General features: G+C 62.4%; 22 protein-coding genes. 6 read left to right on the top strand and 16 right to left on the bottom strand.

Translation table 11 applies throughout. The annotated features are described in order from the left end of the window. The first annotated feature begins 59 nt into the window (after window positions 1–59). Window positions 60–1,577 carry a PAS domain-containing hybrid sensor histidine kinase/response regulator family protein gene (locus LMTR3_RS16075; RefSeq protein ID WP_065746062.1) on the top strand — a complete coding sequence of 506 codons (1,518 nt, stop codon included), beginning with the start codon at window positions 60–62 and terminating at the stop codon, window positions 1,575–1,577. A 26-nt stretch (window positions 1,578–1,603) separates the two neighbouring features. Here the strand turns inward: LMTR3_RS16075 and LMTR3_RS16070 are convergent, their stop codons facing one another. The 3 genes from LMTR3_RS16070 to LMTR3_RS16060 are packed head-to-tail and all read right to left on the bottom strand — an operon-like array spanning window position 1,604 to window position 4,287. Then, window positions 1,604–3,040 (bottom strand): TIGR01777 family oxidoreductase, encoded by a 1,437-nt coding sequence (locus LMTR3_RS16070; RefSeq protein ID WP_065746061.1) that lies wholly within the window; start codon window positions 3,038–3,040, stop codon window positions 1,604–1,606. After that, window positions 3,037–3,702 carry a DUF4166 domain-containing protein gene (locus LMTR3_RS16065; protein WP_065746060.1) on the bottom strand — a complete coding sequence of 222 codons (666 nt, stop codon included), beginning with the start codon at window positions 3,700–3,702 and terminating at the stop codon, window positions 3,037–3,039. Before LMTR3_RS16065 ends, LMTR3_RS16070 begins: the two co-directional genes overlap by 4 nt. Before the next feature lie 27 nt (window positions 3,703–3,729). After that, window positions 3,730–4,287: a GbsR/MarR family transcriptional regulator gene (locus tag LMTR3_RS16060; protein WP_065746059.1), complete on the bottom strand. Its 558-nt coding sequence runs from the start codon at window positions 4,285–4,287 to the stop codon at window positions 3,730–3,732. Window positions 4,288–4,516: 229 nt separating this feature from the next. Here LMTR3_RS16060 and LMTR3_RS16055 point away from each other — a divergent pair, with 229 nt between their 5' ends. Next, window positions 4,517–6,466 (top strand): diguanylate cyclase domain-containing protein, encoded by a 1,950-nt coding sequence (locus LMTR3_RS16055; RefSeq protein ID WP_065746058.1) that lies wholly within the window; start codon window positions 4,517–4,519, stop codon window positions 6,464–6,466. 86 nt (window positions 6,467–6,552) lie between these two features. Here LMTR3_RS16055 and LMTR3_RS16050 read toward each other — a convergent pair whose 3' ends face one another. The 5 genes from LMTR3_RS16050 to LMTR3_RS16030 form a co-directional block, all read right to left on the bottom strand. After that, entirely contained in the window at window positions 6,553–6,924 is a 372-nt protein-coding gene (locus LMTR3_RS16050) for a nuclear transport factor 2 family protein (protein WP_065746057.1), read from the bottom strand. A 130-nt stretch (window positions 6,925–7,054) separates the two neighbouring features. Next, window positions 7,055–7,354 (bottom strand): acylphosphatase, encoded by a 300-nt coding sequence (locus LMTR3_RS16045; RefSeq protein WP_065746056.1) that lies wholly within the window; start codon window positions 7,352–7,354, stop codon window positions 7,055–7,057. After that, window positions 7,351–8,220, bottom strand: coding sequence for an isocitrate lyase/PEP mutase family protein (locus tag LMTR3_RS16040; protein ID WP_065746055.1), 870 nt, complete (start codon window positions 8,218–8,220; stop codon window positions 7,351–7,353). The genes LMTR3_RS16045 and LMTR3_RS16040 overlap by 4 nt, the downstream gene beginning before the upstream one ends. Window positions 8,221–8,330: 110 nt before the next feature. After that, the gene (locus LMTR3_RS16035; RefSeq protein WP_065746054.1) at window positions 8,331–10,346 is read right to left on the bottom strand and encodes an acetyl-CoA carboxylase biotin carboxylase subunit; all 2,016 of its coding nucleotides are present in this window, start codon (window positions 10,344–10,346) and stop codon (window positions 8,331–8,333) included. 138 nt (window positions 10,347–10,484) lie between these two features. Next, window positions 10,485–10,694, bottom strand: a complete 210-nt coding sequence (locus LMTR3_RS16030) for a hypothetical protein (RefSeq protein ID WP_065746053.1) — start codon at window positions 10,692–10,694, stop codon at window positions 10,485–10,487. Between the two features lie 196 nt (window positions 10,695–10,890). On the opposite strand from LMTR3_RS16030, the gene LMTR3_RS16025 reads away from it, so the two are divergent. Both LMTR3_RS16025 and LMTR3_RS16020 read left to right on the top strand, forming a co-directional pair. Further along, window positions 10,891–11,664, top strand: coding sequence for a thermonuclease family protein (locus LMTR3_RS16025; RefSeq protein ID WP_502686641.1), 774 nt, complete (start codon window positions 10,891–10,893; stop codon window positions 11,662–11,664). Window positions 11,665–11,720: 56 nt separating this feature from the next. Next, on the top strand, window positions 11,721–14,174 hold the full coding sequence (locus LMTR3_RS16020) for a PAS domain-containing protein (protein ID WP_065746052.1): 2,454 nt from the start codon (window positions 11,721–11,723) through the stop codon (window positions 14,172–14,174). A gap of 6 nt (window positions 14,175–14,180) precedes the next feature. Here the strand turns inward: LMTR3_RS16020 and LMTR3_RS16015 are convergent, their stop codons facing one another. From LMTR3_RS16015 to LMTR3_RS16000, 4 genes are all read right to left on the bottom strand, one after another. Further along, window positions 14,181–16,901 (bottom strand): bifunctional diguanylate cyclase/phosphodiesterase, encoded by a 2,721-nt coding sequence (locus tag LMTR3_RS16015; protein ID WP_084029654.1) that lies wholly within the window; start codon window positions 16,899–16,901, stop codon window positions 14,181–14,183. A 93-nt stretch (window positions 16,902–16,994) separates the two neighbouring features. Continuing rightward, complete coding sequence (locus LMTR3_RS16010) at window positions 16,995–17,522, bottom strand: hypothetical protein (RefSeq protein ID WP_065746051.1); 528 nt, start codon at window positions 17,520–17,522, stop codon at window positions 16,995–16,997. A 245-nt stretch (window positions 17,523–17,767) separates the two neighbouring features. Next, entirely contained in the window at window positions 17,768–18,259 is a 492-nt protein-coding gene (locus LMTR3_RS16005; RefSeq protein ID WP_065732758.1) for a YciE/YciF ferroxidase family protein, read from the bottom strand. Between the two features lie 75 nt (window positions 18,260–18,334). After that, window positions 18,335–18,787 carry a PPC domain-containing DNA-binding protein gene (locus LMTR3_RS16000; RefSeq protein ID WP_065746050.1) on the bottom strand — a complete coding sequence of 151 codons (453 nt, stop codon included), beginning with the start codon at window positions 18,785–18,787 and terminating at the stop codon, window positions 18,335–18,337. 176 nt (window positions 18,788–18,963) lie between these two features. Here LMTR3_RS16000 and LMTR3_RS15995 point away from each other — a divergent pair, with 176 nt between their 5' ends. Then, a complete protein-coding gene (locus LMTR3_RS15995) occupies window positions 18,964–19,302 on the top strand; it encodes a hypothetical protein (RefSeq protein ID WP_065746049.1) in 339 nt (112 codons plus the stop codon). A 67-nt stretch (window positions 19,303–19,369) separates the two neighbouring features. Here the strand turns inward: LMTR3_RS15995 and LMTR3_RS15990 are convergent, their stop codons facing one another. The 4 genes from LMTR3_RS15990 to LMTR3_RS15975 all read right to left on the bottom strand — a co-directional run bounded on the left by LMTR3_RS15990 (window position 19,370) and on the right by LMTR3_RS15975 (window position 21,525). Continuing rightward, window positions 19,370–19,648, bottom strand: a complete 279-nt coding sequence (locus LMTR3_RS15990) for a hypothetical protein (protein ID WP_084029653.1) — start codon at window positions 19,646–19,648, stop codon at window positions 19,370–19,372. Window positions 19,649–20,014: 366 nt separating this feature from the next. After that, window positions 20,015–20,194 carry a hypothetical protein gene (locus tag LMTR3_RS15985; protein WP_057855515.1) on the bottom strand — a complete coding sequence of 60 codons (180 nt, stop codon included), beginning with the start codon at window positions 20,192–20,194 and terminating at the stop codon, window positions 20,015–20,017. Window positions 20,195–20,236: 42 nt separating this feature from the next. Beyond that, window positions 20,237–20,476 (bottom strand): hypothetical protein, encoded by a 240-nt coding sequence (locus tag LMTR3_RS15980; protein ID WP_065746047.1) that lies wholly within the window; start codon window positions 20,474–20,476, stop codon window positions 20,237–20,239. Window positions 20,477–20,955: 479 nt separating this feature from the next. Then, window positions 20,956–21,525 (bottom strand): hypothetical protein, encoded by a 570-nt coding sequence (locus tag LMTR3_RS15975; protein ID WP_065746046.1) that lies wholly within the window; start codon window positions 21,523–21,525, stop codon window positions 20,956–20,958. 450 nt (window positions 21,526–21,975) lie between these two features. Between LMTR3_RS15975 and LMTR3_RS15970 the strand changes: the two genes are divergently transcribed. Next, window positions 21,976–22,635, top strand: coding sequence for a peroxiredoxin (locus LMTR3_RS15970; protein WP_065746045.1), 660 nt, complete (start codon window positions 21,976–21,978; stop codon window positions 22,633–22,635). The last annotated feature ends 149 nt before the right edge of the window (window positions 22,636–22,784 follow it).

The following is a 22,784-nucleotide window of genomic DNA, read 5'->3' as shown; positions in this document are numbered from 1 at the left end:
AGTAATGTTGGAACCAATCGGCAGGACAAGCGTTTGCGCCAGTTAAATGGGCAGGTCGGATGTCGAAAAAAGATCAGCAACAGCAAAGGGATCTATTCGAAAGCGAACGTAATTTCCGACTCCTGGTCGAAGGCGTTACCGACTACGCGCTTTACATGCTGGATCCGGCCGGAATCATCACGAGCTGGAACATCGGCGGCCAGCGGATCAAGGGTTACGCGCCCGCCGAAATCATCGGACAGCATTTTTCCTGCTTTTATACCGAAGTCGACCGCGCGAACGGCAAGCCGCTTCGCGCCTTGCGCATTGCCCGGGAACACGGCCGCTACGAGGAGGATGGCTGGCGCGTTCGCAAGGACGGCACGTTCTTCTGGGCCAGCGTTGTCATCGATCCCATTTACGAGAACGGCGAGCTCGTCGGCTTCGCCAAGATCACCCGGGACATGACCGAACGCCGCGAAGCCCAGCTCAAGCTCGAACGGATGCGTCAGCAGCTCGCGGAATCGCAAAAGCTCGATGCGCTCGGCCAACTGACCGGCGGCGTGGCGCACGATTTCAATAATCTTCTCATGATCGTCAGCGGCAGTCTTCACACGTTGAAGAAAGCGGTGGGCAACGATCCCAGGTGCCTGCGAGCGCTATCGGCGATCGAAGGAGCGACCAAACGCGGCGCTTCCCTCACCAGCCAGTTGCTGACATTCGCGCGGCGGCAGAGCGTCAATCCGCAGGTCGTCGACGTCGCCGAACGGATCGATGCGATGCGCGAGGTGCTCGACACCGGCGTCGGCAGCGCGGTGAGCTTGCAGCTCGACGTCGACCCGGGCGTCTGGCCGGTGATGGTCGACGTCACCGAGTTCGAGACGGCGCTGGTCAACCTCGTCATCAACGCCCGCGACGCCATGATCGGCGGCGGCGTCATCACGATATCGGCGCACAACGACACGCCAGGCGAGGCCGATACAGAATATGTCGCGATCTCGGTGAAAGATACCGGCACCGGCATCGCGCCCGATGTGCTCGGCAAGGTCTTCGATCCCTTCTTCACCACCAAGCCGATCGGCAAGGGCACGGGTCTCGGACTATCGCAGGTTCACGGCTTCGCCCACCAGGCCGGCGGAACGGTCAAGGTGGCGAGCGAGCTCGGCAAGGGCACGAAGATCACGATCCTGCTGCCGCGAAAGGAACCCGCTGACGCTACCGGGGATGTCGATGCGGTCGAAACCGGCGGAAGCGGCACCGTGCTGCTGGTGGAGGACAATCCTGATGTCGCAGCCGTTAGCACCGGGCTGCTCGAACAGCTCGGCTACATCGTGCGCAGGGTAGCGAGCGCCGAAGCTGCGTTGCGCGAAATCGAGCTCGACGGAATAGACCTCGTCTTCTCCGACATCGTGATGCCCGGCAAAATGGACGGCCTCGGTCTGGCGCGCCACTTGAAGGCGGTCAGACCCGGACTGCCGATCCTCCTGACCAGCGGCTATAGCGATTCCGCGCGGAACGTACGCGGCGACTTTCCGATTCTGCGCAAGCCCTACGAAATCCACGAACTCAGCCAGGCGATCGCGAAACTGCCGCGGTGACGGCTGGCTGGCGGGGTCTCACCTTCTCACAAAATCGCCTCGAAGGCGCTGCGCAGCGTTTCGTGCCGGAACACAAAACCGTTGCTGAGCGCCTTGTTCGGCAACACGCGCTGGCCGCCCAGCAGCAATTCATTGGCGAAATCGCCGCCGACACGGCGCAACAGCCCACCGGAAATGCGGAACACCGCGGGCCGGCGCAGACGTCGGCCAAGCTCTTCGGTGAAGTTCAGATTGGTGACCGGGATCGGCGCCGTCGCGTTGACCGGTCCCGAGATTTCCTGACGCGCGATGACATGGGCGATCAGGCGGATCAGGTCGTCGCGCTCGATCCACGACATCCACTGCCGACCCGAACCGAGCGGCCCGCCGAGGCCGAACTCGAACGGCGTCAGCATCCGCGTAATGAAGCCGCCGTCGGTGCCGATCACGAGGCCGATCCGCAAGTAGACCACCCGCACGCCGTGCTCTTCCGCCGGACGCGCTGCCTTCTCCCAGGCGTCGCAGAGTTCATGGCTGAAGCAGGCGTGCGATTTGGCTGATTCCGTCAGCACCTGGTCCTGCCAGAGCCCGTACCAGCCGATCGCCGAACCCGAGACCAGCACCGCCGGCTTGCGCTCGAGCCGCGCGATCAGGCGGACGATGTCGCCGGTCATGTTGATGCGGGAATCCAGGATCTTGCGGCGCTTGGCTTCGGTCCACAGCCCGTTGCCGATTGGCTCGCCCGCGAGATTGACGATCGCGTCGATACGGGTGTCGGCCGGAAGCTGATCGAGGCTCGTGATCAGCGTGATCGGCGGCGGCAGCATCTCGATCTTGGCGGGACTGCGCACCAGCGCGATCACCTGATGCCCTGCCCCGCTCAGGCCTGCCACCAGGCGGCTGCCGATGAATCCGGTAGCGCCGGTGACCAGCACCGTCTGCCGGTCGGGCAGTTTTTCGACCAGGCTTGCCGTCGGCGCACTCGTCATTCGCGAAAGGCGCTTTGACGCGGTGAAATCGCGCAGCCCGCACAGGGCGGCGCCGACGGCGGCAGCCGCCGCGATCAGGCTGAGCCATCCTGTGTAAGCCGATTTGACGCCGGTCGGCTGCGCCGCCCAACCAATCAGGACCGGCAGCAGCAGCACCAGAATGGCGCCGTAATTGATCGCGAGCAGCGTGTGATTGATGCGTTCGCTGGCCGGCAATTTCCGACTCATGTCCTCCTCGACGAAATCCATCAGCGTGATGACGATTTCCGCAACCAGCACCACGATGATCAGCATGGCGAACACGCCGTGCACTTCCAGCCAGCCGAGCACCAGGAACAACAGCGCGTAGAGCATGTTGCGCAACGCATGAAGCTGCAGCTCATAGCGCTGCGATGGTCGCCATGCGAGCCGCTCGGTCAGCTCATGGTGGTAGAACGTGTCGAACACGCCCATCACGACCTGAATGGCGATCAGGGTCCAGAGCAACGACGTCATGATGCGGCCTCCATGAACACGGCGGACTGACGAATGAGCCTGCCAAGGCGGGGGTGAACGATCTCGAGCGTGAAGCGGAACGTGCCGCCGCCGAGGTCGGAATGGGTCACGGTGAGATCGCCGGGCGTGAGCCGGGGCGGCAGGGGCAACCGCAACGGCCCGATCTGCAAGGAATAGCCGACGCTGCGAAACACCAGGGCTTCGTGCTCGACGGCAATGCGCAACGCCATGCTGACGCCGTAGCCGACATATTCTTCCAGCCCGGTCGGCCCAGCGAACCGTTTCGCCGAGTGAATAACCTGCGGAAAGCCGTTGCTGCGTGCGCAGATCCGGGTCCAGATCTGGCCGCCGCTCGCCGCATCTTCGGTCACCATCACGGCCATCGAGACGCCGGTCTCAGTGCACAGCGGAAACGGCCCGCCGATCACGCGCGCGAGCTGCGCCAGCCACCAGCCGGCGCGGCTGAAACGCGCCTCCTCCACCGTGCCGACATAGACGACGGTTTCGCCATCGGCAAAACGCTTTGAAAATCGCCGCCAGATCGCCAACGGCAGTCGGCCCCACTCCTCGTCGGGCAACAGATCGTGGAAGCGGTGGTCGTCGAGCAGGATGGTGTTCGAGGCAGGCGTTGCGGGAAACCTAGGTACTCTTGTGGACACCATCACACGCTCCTGCTCTGCCCCTCTGCCCTATTTGGACTTCCCCGCCGGCAAGAAGCTGACGATCTTCTCGCCAAGCTTGATCAGCGCAGCCAGCCTCGGCCGCGGTACGTTCAGCATCTGCGTGTACCAGCGGTCGACCAGCTCGGTGAAAGCCAGCATTTCCTTCAGCCGCTTGGCAGCGACCGGGCTGATGGTCGGATCGTCAGCGGCGTCGGAAACGCAGGCACGCAGCGCATCGATGGCCGGATCGATCTCGCGCTCCTTGCGGCGGGCGGCGATCCGCGCCGCCACTTCCCAGATGTCGGTTTCCGCCTCGAAATGATCGCGCCGGTCGCCGAGGATCGGCACCCGCCGGATCAAATTCCAGGCCAGCAGCTCCTTGATGGAATTGGACACGTTGGACCGCGCCATGCCGAGCGTCTCGGCGATATCCTCCGCGGTCATCGGCGCCTCGGCGAGATACAGCAGACCGTGGATCTGGCTGACCGAGCGGTTGACGCCCCACTCGTCCCCCATATCACCCCAGTGCAGGATGAACCGCTCGACCACGGCAGGGAGTTTCTTTTTGTCTGTCTTTTCTGTCATGACAGAAATATCTGACGTTACTGTGCGGCTGTCAAGGCCTCTTGCGGTTTGGAGGACCTGATCCGCGCGTCGAGCTTCCCAAGAGTCGGTCTTGGTTCCCGAAATGGAACTTGGGTTCTTAGTTCCGTGTTTTCCCGGTCAGCTCGTTAACCGCCCAGTACCAGTCGCGTCTTAGACTCCGCTCGCACGCTGCCAGCAACGAGGTCTGGCGCGGCAATCAAGGCACGGAATGCCCCATCGAAATCCCCCAGACCCCGGCGGTCCGCTGCGGCGGGTGACATCGACGGCCGTGGTCATCGTCTTTGCGCTGGTCATGACCGCCTGCATCCTCGGCGTCATGGCCTGGAAGGTGCTCGACGCCAAGAAGGCGGCGCTGGCGAGCGGCAGCTCCGAGATCCAGAACCTCGCGCATTCGCTTTCCGAGCATGCCTCGCACACCATCCAGGCGGTCGATATCGCGATGGGCGGGATGGTCGACTTGCTGAAATACAGGGATCCAGATCCGGACCGGTTCAACAGATACCTCGCTGAAACGGCGAAAACGCTGCCCCAATTGCGGAGCATCGGCGTCGCAGATGCCAAGGGCAACTGGACTTATTCGTCATTGGCGGAGACACCGCGCCATACCATCTCGGATCGCAGCTATTTCGCCTACCATCGTGACAAACCGGACAACACGCTTCGGATCAGCGAACTGATGCAATCTCGTGTGGACGAGCGATCCTCCATGATCGTTCTTTCGAAACGCATCACCAAGCTCGACGGCAGCTTTGGCGGGGTCGTCGCCGCGGCGATCGACAAGGATTACTTCAATAACTTTTACCGGACATTCCAGCTCGGCCCCGACGGCGGCATCAGCCTGATACGGAATGATGGTGCGCTCCTGATGCGCTGGCCGCAGTCGGACAAGAGCACGGACCTCTCCAAGACCGACCTGTTCAGGAAGCATCTCAAGCAAAGCTCTGTCGGATACTACAAGATCATCTCGCCGTTCGACGGCATCGTGAAGCACCTCGGCTATGAGGTGACGCCGCATTACCCGATGGTGGTCACCGTGGCCATATCGGAAGACTGGCTGCTTTCCGAATGGTGGAAGGGCTTGCGGACCGACGCCATCGTCGCCGGCGTTCTGCTATGCATGATCCTGATGCTGGCGGCGTTGGTTGCCCTGCAGTTCCGCTTCCGCAGCAAGACGGAGCGCGCGCTGCGCGAGCGCGAGGCGCATTATCGCCTGCTGGCCAACAACATCGCCGATATCATCATCCTCATCGATGCCAACAGCCTGCTCCGCTATGTTTCCCGATCGGCCGAGCCGGTGCTGGGATTGCGTCCAAAAGACCTGCTCAGCAAGTCATGCTTAGACCTGGTCCATCCGGACGACAGGGAGAGCGTCAAAGCGGCGACCACCCGGATCGACGGCGCCGATAGCGTCAGCACGGTCGTGTTTCGGCACTATCGGGGCGACGGGACGCTGGCGTGGGTGGAAAGCAAGTTCAAGATGGCCTCCGCAACCAGCGACCCGGCGCGAGCGGAATTCCTCTGCGTCATCCGCGATGTCACCGAACGCAAGCGGATGGAGGATGAGCTGACCCAGCTCAACCGCCGCCTCACCCAGCTCGCCGCGACCGACGGGCTGACTGGACTCACCAACCGCCGCACCTTCGATGGCTTCCTGCGGCGCGAATACGAAGCCTGCGAAGAGATTTCGGTGCTGCTGTTCGATATCGACAATTTCAAGGGCTACAACGACACCTACGGGCATCAGGCCGGCGACCGTTGCCTGCAGGCGGTTGCAAAAGTCATCGGCCATGCGACCGACAACACGTCAGGCCTGTCCGCGCGCTATGGCGGCGAGGAATTCGCCGTCGTGCTGCCGAACAGCTCGGAAGACGACTCAATGAAGGTGGCCGAAGCCATCCGGCTGACGGTTCGGGCGCTCGGCATTCCGAACACGGCCTCGAGCCGCGGCTACATCACCATCAGCGCAGGCGTTGCCGCAAAAACCCGTTCGACGATAGACGAGGCCGCGCTGGTGGGTGAAGCCGACACCGCCCTCTACGAGGCAAAGCGCCTCGGCCGCAATCGCAGCATTGTGTCTTCCTCAGTCGACTTGCAATATGTCGCCAGCGCCTCCCTCCAGCACGATGGCGAATTCGCGCCGGACGAACGGACGCATTAGCTAGGGCGCGTACCTGCTATCCAATTGCGCAAGAAGCGGCTCGATATCCGGCTTTGCTAGACGCGAAAAGCCAGCCAACACCGGACCTACTCCACGATTTTCCAATAGGAGTCCTTGCGGATCACCTTCCCGTTGCGAAACGTGTAGAAGTCACAACCTCGGACCTCCTTTCTCGTGCCCTCGCGTGTGGTGCCTGTGAGGGTCCATTTTGAGATGCCGGTCTCGGCAGTCGGATCCACAAAATGCTCATCGTTGCCGTAGTGGACGTCAGGCAGGCCTTCGAAGCGTGTTGCCAGCGCTTCCCGTACGTTCCGTTTGCCCTCGAAACGAGTCCCCCAAGGCTCACTTCCCCGCGGCACCTCCAGGACGCAATCGTCAGAAAAGAACGCCATGATGAGATCAAGATCGTGCGCGTTGAAGGCATCACATAGGTCCGTCAGCGTCGATCGAATGTCCATCGCCCGTCTCCGCCCAGTCAGACAGTTGATATTTGCTCTGCGCGTTCGATCTCCGAATAGGCCATTGGCGACTGGGTCGGTCAAGGTCGGAGGCCCCGCGAACGGGCCCTGGTTCAAACAGGCACCGACGTTATATCGTCGGCAGCACCGAGAACCGCTCGCCTGCCCGCCGCAGCTTCAGCATCTCGGGATTGCCGGCGTCGTCGTGTACCGCCTCGACCCGGGCCGATGACGGCCCTCGCCGGCAGGCCGAGATCATCGCGGTCACCGGCTCCGCGGGACCTGCGAACACCGCCTCGACACGGCCGTCCCTTCGGTTGCGCACCCAGCCTTCGAGATCGCGCGCCCGCGCGGTGTCGTCGACCCAGGCGCGATAGCCGACGCCCTGCACCCGGCCGCTTATCGTGACATGACGAATTGCATCGCTCATTTATTCTTCAACCCGAGAAATGCGCCGGCACGCGCCTTTACTTCGGCATCGCGCATGGCCCGGCTGGTCAACTCGGCAGACGCAAGGCCGTTCAAATTTTTCGGCGAGGTTCCCACACGCAACGCCTTCAGCGTCTGGTAGACGGCCTGCGTTGCGGCGGCGAATGGCGCGTGGCCCTGCAGCGCGATCCGCACGCGCTGACCGGCGAGATAATCCAGCGCCGTCATGTCTTCGGACGCACCACCGAGCACGATCGGCAATCTCGTCGCGGCGGAAATCGTTTCCAGCTCGCCCCGGCTCTTGATGCCCGTGAAGAACAGCGCATCGACGCCGGTGGCCTCATACGCCCTCGCACGTTCAATGGCGTCGTCAAGGCCGGTGACGGACACGGCGCCGGTGCGGCCCATGATGACCAGCGAGGGATCGCTGCGGCCATCAAGCGCGGCCTTCATCTTGCCGACGCCCTCCTCCAGCGGAATCAATTGCGTTCCGGCCTGCCCGAACGCTTGCGGCAAGAGCGTATCCTCGACCGTGAGGCCGGCGGCGCCGGCGGCCTCGAGTTCCTGCACGGTACGCCGGACATTGAGCGCGTTGCCATAGCCGTGGTCGGCGTCGACCAATACCGGCAGTGTCGAGGCGCGCGACATCCGCCGCATCTGCTCGGCCAGCTCCGTCAGTGTGATCAGCGCAATATCGGGATCGCCGAGAACGGCAAGCGAGGCCACCGACCCGCCGAACATGCCGAGCTCGAAGCCGAGGTCTTCGGCAATGCGGATCGAGGTCGCATCATAGACCGACCCCGGCCGGGTGCAGGCGGGGCCGGCGAGGATGGAGCGGAGGGCTTCGCGGCGTTTGCGGAAAGACATCAGGAGGCTCCTCATTCGTCATTGCGAGGAGCGCAGCGACGAAGCAATCCATACTTTCCTTTGCCGCACGATGGATTGCTTCGCTGCGCTCGCAATGACGGGGGTTGCGTCTACGCAAACTCCAAAATCAACGCGTCCACCGCCAGTGTGGCGCCGGCGGCGGCATGGATCTTCTTCACGGTGCCGTCGCGCTCAGCGCGCAGCACGTTCTGCATCTTCATCGCCTCGACCACGGCCAATGTCTCGCCGGACTTGACCTCCTGCCCTTCGGCGACCGCAATCGACACCACGAGCCCTGGCATCGGGCACAGCAGCTTCTTGCCGGTGTCGGCGGCTGACGTCACCGGCATCAGCCGCGCGGCGGCAGCCTCGCTTTCAGTGAAGACGTTGACTGCAACTTCAAAGCCCTGATGCGCGAGGCGGAAGCCGTTCGGGATCGCGCGCGCCTGCATCGCCACAAAATGGCCGTCGATCGTGCCCTGCCAGACCGGCTCGCCCGGCGTCCAGGTCGAGATCAGATTGTGCGGATTGCCGGGCAGACCATCGGCGCCGATGAAACGCACCGCGATGCCGTCGGCCTCGCGTGCCACATCGAGCGCAATCTCCTCGCGCTCGAGCCACACCGCGCGGCGGCGTTCACGCTGCACCAGGCGGTCGGTCAACTGACCGGAAATCCGGCGCTTGCGCTCGCCGAGCACGTGATCGATCGCCGCACCCACGGCGGCCAGCCGCCGCGCGATCTCGCCTTCCGGCGGACGCGCCGAAAACCCTTTTGGAAATTCCTCTGATATGAAGCCGGTGGAAAGCTTGCCTTCCCGCCAGCGCGGATGGTTCATCAGCGCCGACAGAAACGGAATGTTGTGCCTGATGCCGTCGACGTAGAATGCGTCGAGCGCAGTGGCCTGTGCCTCGATGGCTGCCGCCCGTGACGGCGCATGCGTCACGAGCTTGGCAATCATCGGATCGTAATGGATCGAGATCTCGCCGCCCTCCTGCACGCCGGTGTCGTTGCGGATGGTGACGCCGTCCTGGCTCGCTTCCGCCGGCGGCCGGTATTTCACCAGCCGGCCGATCGACGGCAGGAAGTTGCGGAACGGATCCTCGGCATAGACGCGCGATTCCACGGCCCAGCCGGTCAACGTGACGTCCTTCTGAACGATGGAAAGCTTCTCGCCGGCCGCGACCCTGATCATCTGCTCGACCAGGTCGATGCCCGTGACCAGTTCGGTGACGGGATGCTCGACCTGCAGACGGGTGTTCATCTCCAGGAAGTAAAAGCTCTTGTCCTGGCCGGCGACGAATTCGACGGTGCCGGCGGAATCGTAATTCACCGCCTTCGCCAGTGCCACCGCCTGCTCACCCATCTTGCGGCGGGTGGTCTCATCGAGCAGCGGCGACGGCGCTTCCTCGATGACCTTCTGGTTACGGCGCTGGATCGAACATTCGCGCTCGCCGAGATGGATCACATTGCCATGCTTGTCGCCTAGCACCTGTATCTCGATGTGGCGGGGATCGACGATGAACTTTTCGATGAAGACGCGGTCGTCGCCAAACGAGGATTTGGCCTCCGCCTTGGCGAGGTTGAAGCCCTCGGCGACTTCCTTCTTCGAATGTGCGATCCGCATGCCCTTGCCGCCGCCGCCGGCGGAGGCCTTGATCATCACGGGATAGCCGATCTCGTCGGCGATCTTCACCGCGTGCTTTTCGTCGTCGATGACGCCGAGATGTCCCGGCACGGTCGAGACTTTTGCCTTCGCGGCGGCCTTCTTGGATTCGATCTTGTCGCCCATCGCGGCAATGGCGCTCGCGTTGGGGCCGATGAAGACGATACCCGCCTTGGCGAGCTCGCGCGGAAACGCCTCGCGCTCGGAAAGAAAGCCATAACCGGGATGCACCGCCTCCGCGCCGGTCTTGCGGCAGGCCTCGATAATCCGGTCGATCAACAGATAGCTCTCGGCCGCCGCCGGCGGGCCGATCAGCACGGCCTTATCCGCCATTTCGACATGGAGCGCATCGCGGTCCGCTTCGGAATACACCGCGACCGTCTCGATCCCCATTCGGCGTGCAGTCTTGATGACCCGGCAGGCGATCTCGCCGCGATTTGCGATCAGAATTCTCTTGAACATGTTCTTCTTGCTTGAGCTTTGGGCGGGATCCTCCCCCGCAATGAGACATGCGGGACGCGGGTAACACACCCGTCGTACAGCAAAAATCGATGGAGGCAACGGTCTCGTACCGGCTTCGCGGTGCCGCCCGGCGGTAATTCAGCCGGAATAGGAGTTGAAGCGACCCCGCGCATAGGCGTGGGATACCGCTTTCATCAGCTCGCCGACCTCGGATTCCAGATATTCGTTGGCCACGATCAACGCGCGGATCGTCGCCCTCATATCCCCATCACAGGCAGAAATCGCCTGATCTACAGCGGCTTCCAGCTCGTCGTTCTCTTCGGACTTCGGCTGTGAAGAGGACGACATGGCAATATTCCGTGTTGAGCGAGCTGGTCTATGTTCTTCTTTTGTTCTTGTGAAGTCAATGGGCCGCCGCCGTCTGGTCGCAACAGCGCTCACGGCTTTCCCCAACCTGTTTTGCTTGCACCATTAGCGCGGGCATCTTGGTTCAATCACGTCAGCTTATGCTAGAAGGCGCTCGCGGGTGTGGAATTGATTTGAAATGAATCAGATGCAGTTACGAATTTTTCTGGTTGCGGCGTTCCTGTCGATCGTCCTTCCAGCCAGCCAGAGTTTTGCTGCCACTGCCGCCATCCGCGATGGCAGCACGCTTCAGCTTGGCAATGTCACCTACCGCCTCGACGGCATCGATGTCCCGGCCGCCGATCAGCTCTGCATCGACGAACACGCCGATAGCTGGACCTGCGGGATAGAGGCGCGCGATCAACTGACCAAGTTGATCGGCGGCAAACAGGTTCGCTGCGACGATCTGGGTCCCGATCCTACTTACAAGAAACGGCGCATCGGCGTGTGCAAGATCGAGGGCGACACCACAAGTCTCAGCCAATTGCTGGTCCGCAAGGGACTTGCCCTGAATGTCGAAGCCTCCGCCAGCGGGCGCTTCACGGTGGACGAAGCCCGCGCCAAGGATGACCGCCAGGGACTCTGGAAAGGCTGCTTCGTCGCGCCGCGCGAGTTCCGCGCTGGGAAGAAAGATAGCCCCCTGCTCGGCGCCGCGTGCCGCGCCGATCGCGACCGTGAAATCCGTGAGGCGCTGTTCCCCGAGGATCTCGTGATGCCGGCGAGTTGCAACATCAAGGGCAAGTACGCAGTGCGCGCGCGCGTCACCGGGAACCTTGGCATCTACCATCTGCAGGCATGCCGCTCCTATCCGGGACTGACCAAGCCGGATCGCTGGTTCTGTTCCGAGGAAGATGCGCAGGCCGCCGGGTTCCGCAGGGCCTATAACTGCCGGTCAACCACCAAGAGCAAATGAGGCTGGCTAACGCGCCGGCTCTTGTGTGAAAGTGCCGCCAGAGGTTGCCGGCACGCATGACACCTTCCGACACGACGAACCTCCTGCCTGAAGCTGCCGCCGCCGAGCGCTTGCGGCAATATCTGCAGGAAATCGCAAGCGAGCGCGACAGTGCCCATCGTGCTTTGCAGGAGCGCGAAGCGGAGCTGGCGCGGATCCAGCGCATCGCCGGCGTCGGCGGCCTCGAAATCGATTTCCGTGACGGCGTCAAGAACCGCCGCTCCCCCGAATATCTTCTCGTTCACGGGTTGCCGCCCGAGGCAGCCAACGAGACCTACGAGGAATGGGTCAGTCGAATCCATCCCGAGGATCGCGAGCGAACGGTCCAGCACCTGTTCGGCGTATTGAAAAGCCAGAGCGAGGACTATTCGGCCGAATACCGCATCGTGCGGCCGAACGACGGTGCGGTCCGCTGGATCCGCGTCGTCGGCAAGATCGAGCGCGAGGCCGACGGCCGCGCGCTGCGCCTCGTCGGCGCCGACTGCGACGTCACCGCCCAAATGCTGGCGCAGGCCACCTTGCGCGAAAGCGAGGAGCGCTTCCGCCTGATCGCCAACAGCGCGCCGGTGCCGATCTGGGTCACCAAGCTCGACCGCACGCGTTCCTTCGCCAACCAGGCCTATGTCGATTTCCTTGGACTGCCGTTCGAGGAAGCCATCGTGTTCGACTGGCGCAAAAGGCTGCATCCGGACGACGCAGCGCGCGTCGTCCAGGAATCCGTCGCAGGCGAAGCATCGCTCAAGCCGTTCGTGCTGGAGGCCCGCTACCAGCGCGCCGACGGCGAATGGCGGTGGCTGCGCTCGGAATCCCAGCCGCGCTGGGGTCCGACCGGCAAGCACATCGGCTTCATCGGCGTTGCCCACGACGTCACCTCGGCCAAGCAGGCCGAGCACGATCTGCGCCGGCTGAACGAAATTCTCGAACTGCGGATCACGGAGCGGACGGCGCAGCTCGAATCCAGCGAAGCCCAGATGCGGGCGATCTTCGAGACCAGCCATCAATATCAGGCGTTGCTCAACCAGCATGGCGACGTGCTCTATGCCAACAAGACGGCGTTGGCCGGCATCCTCGCCGACGCCGGCGCGGTGGCAGGCCAGCCGTTCTGGGAAACGCCATGGTTTGCCGCGACCCCCGGCATGCGCGACGCCGTCCGCGATGCCTTCATCACGGTCATGCAGGGCGAAGAGGTCAGGATTGAAATGCTGCTGCACCTGCCGATCGGCGACCGCTATTTCGATTTCGCGATGCGCCCGCTGCACGACCGGCACGGCACCGTCATCGGCGCGGTGCCGGAGGCCATCGACGTCACCGAGCGCCGCCAGGGCGAGGAAGCGCTGCGCCAGTCGCAGAAGATGGAAGCGGTCGGACAGTTGACCGGCGGCGTGGCGCACGATTTCAACAACCTGTTGACCATCATCCGCTCCGCGACCGATTTCCTGCGCCGCCGCGAGTTGCCGGAAGAGCGGCGCCGGCGCTACATCGACGCTATCGCCGAGACCGTGGAGCGCGCCTCCAAGCTGACCGGACAATTGCTGGCGTTCGCCCGCAGGCAGCCGCTCAAGCCGCAGGTGTTCAACGTCGGCACCCAGGTCGAGTCCGTCGCGCAATTGATCCGTCCCCTCGTCGGCGCCCGGATCAGGATCGACGTCGAAATCGCCGATCTCAATTGTTTTGCAATCGCCGACGTCGCGCAATTCGAAACCGCGCTGATGAATCTCGCCGTCAACAGCCGCGATGCCATGGACAGCGAGGGCCAGCTGACCATTCAGGTCCGCAAGGTGGATGCGATTCCGCCGCTGCGTGCCCAGCCCGCCCGCAGCGGCGACTTCGTCGCCATCACCGTGACCGACACCGGCTGCGGCATTGCCCCTGCCCTGCTCGAGACGATCTTCGAGCCGTTCTTCACCACCAAGGAAGTCGGCAAGGGCACCGGCCTCGGGCTGAGCCAGGCATTCGGTTTTGCCAAGCAATCCGACGGCGATATCGCAGTTGCAAGCGAGCCCGGCCAGGGCGCGACGTTCACGATCTACCTGCCGCAGGCCGCAGTGCCGGCCGATACGAGCGAAGCCGCCGCAACCGCCAGCGAGCCCGCAGCCCGCGGCCGCGGCTACCGCGTCCTCGTCGTTGAGGACAATGACGACGTCGGCCAGTTCTCCACCGAATTGTTGGAAGATCTCGGCTACACCGTGCGCCGTGTCGCCAGCGCGGACGCCGCGCTCGCAATCCTGGCCGAGGACGAGTTTTCCGCCGACCTGGTGTTTTCCGACGTCATCATGCCCGGGATGAACGGCGTCGAGCTCGCCGGCATCGTGCGCGAACGCTATCCCGGCCTGCCTGTGGTCCTGACCAGCGGCTACAGCAACGTGCTGGCGGAAAGCGCCCACCGCGGCTTCGAGCTGATCCAGAAACCCTATTCGGTGGAACTGCTGTCGCGAATTCTCAGGAAGGCGATTTCCGAGGCGCGCCGCTAGCGAAGCTCACGCCGCGGCCTCGACGCCGGCCTCCCCCGATACCAGGAGCGCGCGGATTTCCTGCGCAGGGCGCGCGGCGCTGAACAGATAGCCCTGCATCTGCGTGCATCCGAGACTCTGCACGGTCTCGCGCTGCTGCAACGTCTCGACGCCTTCGGCCGTCGTGATCATGTTGCGGTCGGCGGCGATGCTGACCACCGCGCGGATGATCGAGGCCGACGAGGAGTTGCGCGTCACTTCCTTGACGAAGGAGCGGTCGATCTTGATCTTGTCGAACGGGAAGCGCTGCAGATATTGCAGCGAGGAATAGCCGGTGCCGAAATCGTCGAGCGCGATGTGAATGCCGAGCGCGCGGAGCTGGTTCAGCGCCGCGAGCGCGGCGTCGTCGTCCGCCATCAGAACAGCTTCCGTGATCTCCAGCTCCAGCCGGCGCGGATCGAGACCCGTCTCGGCAAGGACAGCGGCAACTTTCACGGACAGCGTTTCAGACCGGAACTGGATCGGCGAGACGTTGACGGCGATGCGGATATGGGCCGGCCAGGTTGCGGCTTCGGCACAGGCGGTACGCAACACCCACTGCCCGATCTCCTCGATCAGGCCGGTCTCCTCGGCGACCGGCACGAAATCGGCGGGCGAGATCATGCCGCGCACCGGATGCCGCCAGCGCAATAACGCCTCGCAGCCGGTGACGCAATCGCCGCGCAGATCGACCTGCGGCTGATAGTGCAGTTCGAACCCGCCCTGCACCAGCGCCTCGCGCAAATCCGCCTCCAGCTCGCGGCGGTGATTGGCCTGCTGCTCCATCTCCGGATCGAAGAAGCGATAGGTCCTGCGGCCGGCGGCTTTCGCCGCATACATGGCGAGATCGGCGTTCTTCAGCAGATCGAGCAGGTCCGAGCCGTCGCGCGGGGCAATCGCGATGCCGATGCTGGCATCGCTGGAAAGCTGATGGCCATGGCAGTCGAACGGGGTACGCAGCGCCTGATAGATCCGCGCGACCAGCGCGTGAACGTCCTCGGCGCTCTCGATGCCGTGCTGAAGGATAGCGAATTCGTCCCCGCCGAGGCGGGCGATGAAATCCTCAGCGCCGACCGACTGGCGCAACCGCTCCGCCACGCCCTTCAGGAACTCGTCGCCGATCAGATGTCCCAGCGTGTCATTGATGCGCTTGAACTCGTCGATGTCGATATAGAGGATCGCGAACTCGCGTCCCTCGGTTTCCAGCAGCAGTCCCTCCGCGTGACGCTGGAACAGGGTCCGGTTCGGCAGATTGGTCAGCGCGTCGTAGTGGGCGAGATGTTCGATCCTGGCCTGGTCGCGCCGCCCTTCGGTGACGTCTTCCAGCGTCGCGGCCCAGCCGCCGTCCGCCGACCGCTTGAAGATCAGCCGGATCGTGCGCCCGTCCGGTGTCGAGGTCACGGTGTCCTGAACCAGGCTGCCGTTGGGATCGAGGAAGCGGTCGCAATAGGCGTCGCCGTCGCCGAGAAAGGAGCCGCGTTCCTGGCGGTGCCGGATCAGGTCGCGCAGATGACAGCCGGGTTTGACGACTTCCGGCGAGAGCCCGAACATATCGATATAGCGCCTGTTGCAGATCACGAGACGGCCCGAGGAATCGAACAGCAGCAGGCCCTGCGTCATGTTGTTGATGGCGGTGTCGAGATGCTGGCTCTTCTCCGAAAGCTTGCGCTGCGCGGCGGCATGCTGGCGGCCGAGCTGACGCACGATCAGGAAGACCATGCCGATCACGACGATGATCGCCAGCGCCGCCGCGAAAAATTGCAGCCTCGTCTGCGCCCGCCAGTCGGCCAACGCAGCCTCCGTTCGGGTAGTCGCCACGATCAGGATCGGGAAGTGCATGAGCGACTTGACCGCGCCGACCTTGTCCTCCGCCAGCCTTGCGCTGGTGAAGCGCCCGGATATGTTGCCATCGACGGCCAGCGCGCGTCGAAAGGCTTCGCTTCCGGCGACATTGAAGCCGATCAAGCTGTCGTCCTTCGGATAGCGGGCTATGATGGTTCCGTTGCGGTGAATCATCGAGATCGCGGTATCTCTGTTGAGCTCCAGCGATCCGACAAAGGCCTCGAAATGCGAAGGTTCGACGCCGCGGCTGGCAAATCCGATGATCTCGCCATTGCGGCCGACGATCTTGCGCGCAAATAGCGTAGTCCAGTTTCTCGTCACCTTGCTGACGACCGGCTCGACGATCACATCGGCGGTCGGTTTTCCCGACGTGAACTCCTTGAAGTACTGACGGTCCGCGATGCTGAGATCGGGAACCGGCCACATCTCGGAGGAATTGATCAGCCATCCCTTGACGTTCCACAGGTTCAGCGCGCCGACATGGGGCAGCGCCGAAAGCTTTGTGCGCAGCATTTCGTGCGCACTTAAGGTCGACATCCTCTGTTCGAATTTTTCCGACGTATCGACCCCGTCGGCCCGCATGCCGGATACGACGTCCTCATGCACGTGCTGGAGATCGTTCAGTTGCTGGTCGAAATGCCGTGACAGCAAGAGCGCGCTGTTGTTGAGTTCGCGCTCGGCGACTTCCAGCGCCCGCTCGCGGTACTGCATGGCGAAATAGCCGGTGCCGAGCATGATCGCGATGACGAGCCCTGCGGCACTCAGGATCAGCCACTGAATCGCGCCCAGCCTGATCCGCCACGGCATGCCGCGACCGAACAGCGGCTGGCTCTCCGCGATGACGTCGTCCGATGGATCATTCAGCATTTTCGCTGCCCCCAACAGGCGCGTGTTGTAGGGACCACAAGCCAAGGGGGCGTTAGCAAAATGAGTTATCGGGAGGTTAAAGCGACCGCAGAATCAGGCGGATTCCGCCATCTCGTCTTCCTTGAGACTGCACTCGATCAGCGCGCCGTCGATCGTGAATTTCGAAAACAGCGAGCCCGGCGTCGACGCCTGCAGCGCCGCAAAAAACTGCGAGTCTCCGGGACTGCGCAGGAAAAACCGGATGTGGTTCGCCGACATCGTATCCCTCGACAGCCATACGATGCCCGAGAACAGCGCCACCATCGTCTGGGCGTACTGCCCGGCATCGGCGATGCCGAGCTCGTAAACCGGCGACACCAGGATAAAGCGCGCACGGAGGATGGGATCCGGAAATTTGCTCATCATCAAGCGGCTGACCTGGCAGGCCGCATGGATGCGCTCGCCGTCGGACAGGCAGTACAGGCTGGGGTGATCGCCTTCCTTGGTCAACCCGTCATAGGCCGCATAGCTTCCCGTCGAAAAGGTCGAAAAGTCCTCGCCGACGCTTTCGGCGTCCTTCTTCCACTGGCCCTTGATCGACCGCCAGGACCTGTCCGGCTCTTTCATCGGCAGAAGGCGCATGACTAACCAGAGGTTACTGCAGAAGTTGATGCCGGCATTTTACGGGCTACGGCTAAACGTTTGCTTACGCCGGCGCCCGGCGCACAAAAAATTTGTTTGACCCGCGAAACTACTACGAAACTACTACCTCGGCGATCGTTTTGCTGCCGTGTCTCCTTACGGTCTCGAACTCCGGCGGGAGCTATGAGGCTCCGGTCCGGAAGTCGAGACAGATTGCCAAGGTGCTAACCTGGGCGCCGACGGCTCTATGCCGCGGCCTCGTAATTGACTTCGGTCTCCGCGATCTTGGTCAGGGTTTCGTCGGTCTTCTTCTCTTCGGCGAGCGTCTGATCGATCAGCTTCACGGCTTGCGGATTGTTGAGCTTTTGTGCCCAGGCTTTCAGGGTGCCGTAACGAGAAATCTCGTAATGCTCGACCGACTGAGCGGCGGCCAACAGGCCGGCATCGAGCGCGGGCGTGTCGGCATACTGCTCCATAATGTCCTTGCCTTCGTCGATGATGCCCTCGATCGCTTCGCACTTCTTGCCGCGCGCTGGCTTGCCGAGAAGCTCAAATATCTCTTCCAGCCTTTCGACCTGCTCCTCGGTCTCTTCGTGGTGCTTTTCGAAGGCGGCCCGCAGCTTGTCCGAGGTGGCAGCCTTCGCCATTTTCGGCAGCGCCTTCAGGATCTGCTTCTCGGCGTAGTATATGTCCTTCAGCGTATCCAGGAACAATTCATTCAGGTCTTTGTCAGGCATGGCTTCCTCCATTGATGGGTGCGCTGACAACATGGGACCGAATGAATTGGTTCCTAAAGGCGTTCGTCGGAGGCGCTACCCGCTCCCGGCCGCAAGATCGATCAGGGCAATGCCGAGGTCGGGCCTCTTCTTGCGTCGAAGCGCTGCCGGCGCTTCGGTCAAGATCACTTCGAGCGTCGGCCTGACGGTTGCTGCCAACAGATGACCGCCGCGCGTCGAGCCGTCGGCAAGGCCGAGCACGACGTGAACGTGCAGGCTGGGCTTGCCGTCATCGCCGGCGGCCACGTCGCCGATCGCGCTGAGGACTTCGCACTGCTCGTCGACCTCGATCTTCCGGTAGTTCTTCGCGGCGACGTCGAACCAGCCGACCGTCGCCCGTTCGAAGGCACCGATCGCAGTCAGCGAGGCCGCGAAAATCCCGGATTCGGCTGCGAACCGGGTGAGCGCGGTAAACGCCTCCTCGCCGGTGTCCAGAATGACGACGTGAACCCGCGCCTCATCATCGGCGCCGATACGTTTGCTCTTCATGACGACCTCGGCCTGAGAGTGAGCTTCCCCCGGTCAATCGGCTCTACGGGGCATCGTTCCCGAAGAGCCGAATCTGGAACTGAAACCTCACATCCGTTTGAAGCGTATCGATCACGATATCGGAACGGTCGCAGGCGCCCCCGGTTGGCCCTCTGTTGGTACAACGGAGGCAACTCATGAACTTGAAGCTCCTAGCCGCAGCGGCGGTTTTTTCGACTGCGGTCGCAGCGCCTGCACTGGCGCAGGATGCTCACGGACGGTCGGATGCGATCCGTAAGCCGCAGACCCAGGACCGGGTTTATCATGGACACAGCGGATTCTGGCCGGGCGAAGTAGCCGCCGGCGTGGTTGGCGGCGCGATCGGAACGGCCGGCGCGATTGCGACGGCGCCGTTCCGAAACGACGTCTACGCCTACAATTATGGCTACGGGCCGCGCTACTACAATAGCGGCTTCGTCTGTCAACCCGGCACGACATTCATCGGTGCGGACGGCCGGCGCCATATCTGTCAGTAGCGAACAACGAGCATTGAAGAAGAGGCGGTCCAACACCGCCTCTTCTCTTGTTTGGCGATTGCCTTGTTTAGCGATCGCCTGAAGTCTTCTTGCCGGGCGGATCGCCGCCGCGATCGACCCGGCTCACGCGCTGGGCGCGTTCCTTGTCCTTGGGTTGCTCCTGTCCCCGTTGATCACGGATGATGCCCTGATCATCGCTGCCATTGGATGATCCGGGATCAGTCGGTTCGGGCTCTGTCGCCTGCCGATGTTGCTCCTTGCCTTCCCGAACCAGCAGTTCGTCGCCGAGCATTTGCCCGATGATCTGTTTGGTCTGGGCCTCGACCTTCTCATGAAACTTGCTCATGGCGGGCCTCCTTCCATCGGAGAACGACATCAGGCTGCAATGTTTCCATGTGTTTCCAAGCAGGTTTTTGCCAGGCTCGCCGGTGCTTCCTGCCCTTGAGACCGGTTCCGCGCAAAGTAACAATCCTGTCGCAGAGCAAAACCAAACGGGAGGCGACGGCGGATCGTTCAGCCGGGCGATAGCTTGAATTTCATGGCGGGGATCGGGCCCGACTTCAAATCAGGCTATGTCGACCCCCTCCCCGTCAGCAACGCCGACGTCGGCGCCACGGCGGCCAAGCGGGTTTTCCCGGCCGTACGTTTGGGCTGGAAGTGAACGGCGGAAAACAGAAAACGGCGGGGAAATAACCCTGCCGCATTCATCTGACTATCCGATGAGCCATAGCCCCTTGTGGATGTCGAATTTCACCAGACCTTCGTCGCGCATCTTCAGAAGCAGGGATTGGCAGGCCTCCTCATTCGGAAGATTGGCACGCCTCATGAGTTGGTAGGCCTTGAGCGGCTTCTCGCGAAGCGCATTGAGGATATTCTCGCGATCTTTCAGCATGACTGCTCCTGCAATCCAAAATTGGCGTTGATAGTGAGCTGCTCAGGCCGCCATGACGAGTTTGATCTGGCCGTCTTCAAGACTTCCGGCCGCGAGCGCGTCGCGCGCCATCTTTTCGATAACAGGCCAATTTGCGAGAAGAAATTTTTGGGCCAGAGCCTTGGTCGGCAGCCCGGTTTGCAGAACGCAGCGCTGCCGCGCGTTCCCGTTCGCGATCTGAAAGGATACCGATTGCGGCCCCTCGGTGATCTCTTGTTCGGTGGGCTTGGCAGCTATCCGCATCCGCTATCCTTTGTGAACGTCTGATTGGACCAAGCTGTCGGGATCGGCATCAACCGCCGCGCCTTGGTTCGTTTCTTAAAGCTTGCGAATGAGCGGCGAGCCGCTGGCGGCCAGCTAGGGCTGATCGTCGTCGGCCTTTGGGGAGCCTTTCGGCCCGTGATCCGCAATCGGCTGCGTGTTGCGGACCGCCTCGGCCAGCATCAGGCGCAACTCATCCTTCGTCATCGGTGGTTGCCGGGTGGTCGATGATTTCCATTGTGCCATGAGAGGCTATATGGGGATGCCGGGGTGAGATTTAACCCCCTGACTCGCCCTATCAGTGTCCCAGCACCCCTTTTAGTCACCTCGGGCGCAATGCGTGGCGAGATCGCGAACGCATACTCACCTGTCATCGCCCGGCTTGACCGGGCGACCAGTATCCCAGCGACGCTAATGATTGAACCGAGAAGCAGCAGCGTACTGGATAGCCGAGATATGACCTACAGCAGCCCCATATCCAGCATGCCCGGCAGTTGTGCGAGCGGCAGCGCGGCGGCGCCGACCAGGGTGGCGACCAGCGCGGCAAGGCGATGATTGCTGTGGCGCTTGCCGCGCATCTCGCTGGCGATCCATTCCAGCACCTTCGTGTCGATGTTGGCGGCCTTCACCGGCGCCCAGCTCTCGATCGGCGTATCCGGCGACAGCGCCACCGTGCGCGGCGGCACCGGCAGGCCGGACTCGGAGGCGGCATGGTGGGCGACCGCCTTGGCCAGCAAATCGTCGAAACGTCCGTCGTCGGTGCGTTCCGCAGCCGCATCGCTGATTTCGAACAACGCTTCGATTTCGGCGCGGCTCACCGGCTCATGATCAACCGCGCTTACGGTGAGGATGCGCGCGCACCACGCGGCGTCATCGGCATCAAGCGCGCGGGAGAAATGGATGCGACCCCTGGTCGTGGGACCTTCGCCGGTGATGACGCCATCGCGAACGATGGTGAGCGCATCAGCGGCGGTCTTGCGGCAGGATGGTTGGAGAGATATTTCAGCGGGCACGGCAGTCGCGGCAGACATAGTTGCACTTCTCGATTTCAATTCCAGTTCAGCATTTCCATACGGGCCATGAACGAGCGGTTAACGATTCGAAACCCGCATTCCCTGATTTTTACATGGTTGCCAATTGGTCGCTGTGAGGTCGGTCACGGTTCAGACCAATGCATTCCCGGGTGCAAAAAGCGGCCCGGCGTGATGCGGGCGATAAAAGGCAATATCGGGGCAGCGACGGCAAAAGAGTGGAACGGTTGTGAAAACAAAAGGATGGCTCCCAAATCTGGCTTCCGCCATCGAATGCAGGCCCGCCGGTTCTTTTCGTCGCAGAGGCGCGGACCAAAAGAAGATGCTAGGAGTTCCGGGCTCGCGGAGAAGGATCTCACCTTTTGCGCTAACCGGTTCACTTAACCGCTTCAGAATCGTATAATGTTAAAGGCAAATTTCCCTGTAACTTTAATAACATGAGGTAAAACCATGGCACTCCAGATTGGCGCAACCGCCCCCGATTTCGAAGCTGAGACCACGGAAGGGAAAATCAAATTCCACGACTGGATCGGCAACAACTGGGCGCTTTTGTTCTCGCACCCGAAGGATTTCACGCCGGTTTGCACCACCGAACTCGGCGCTCTCGCGAAGTTGAAGCCGGAATTCGACAAGCGCGGCGTCAAGCTGATGGGCTTGAGCGTCGATCCCGTCGACCGGCATTCGAAATGGTCCGAGGACATCAAGGAGACGCAGGGCGCGGCGCCGAATTATCCGATGATCGGCGACATCGATTTCAACGTCTCCAAGCTCTACGACATGCTGCCGGCCTCAACGTCGGGCGATCCGCTCACGCGCACGCCCGCCGACAACCAGACCGTCCGCAACGTCTTCATCATCGGTCCCGACAAGAAGATCAAGCTGGTGCTGGTGTATCCGATGACCACGGGCCGCAATTTCGCGGAAATCCTGCGCGCCATCGATTCCCTGCAGATGACGGCCAAGCATCGCGTCGCGACGCCGGCCGACTGGAAACAGGGCGAGGACGTCATCATCGCGGGCTCCGTCAGCGACGACGAGGCGAAGACGATCTATCCGGCCGGCTGGAAGGCGCCGAAGCCCTATATCCGGATCGTGCCGCAACCGAAGTGACGGTGGCGATTGCGAAGCAATCGAAACCGTCATCCCGGGATGGTGCGCAAGCACCAGACCTCAGATGCGCAATTGCGCATCGGGGGATCTCGAGATTCCGGGTCTGGTCCTTCGGACCATCCCGGAATGACGGTGATCCGCCGTGACGC

The organism is Bradyrhizobium sp. LMTR 3 (assembly GCF_001693485.1).
Lineage (GTDB): Bacteria > Pseudomonadota > Alphaproteobacteria > Rhizobiales > Xanthobacteraceae > Bradyrhizobium.
This window is presented reverse-complemented; position numbering and strand designations above follow the sequence as displayed.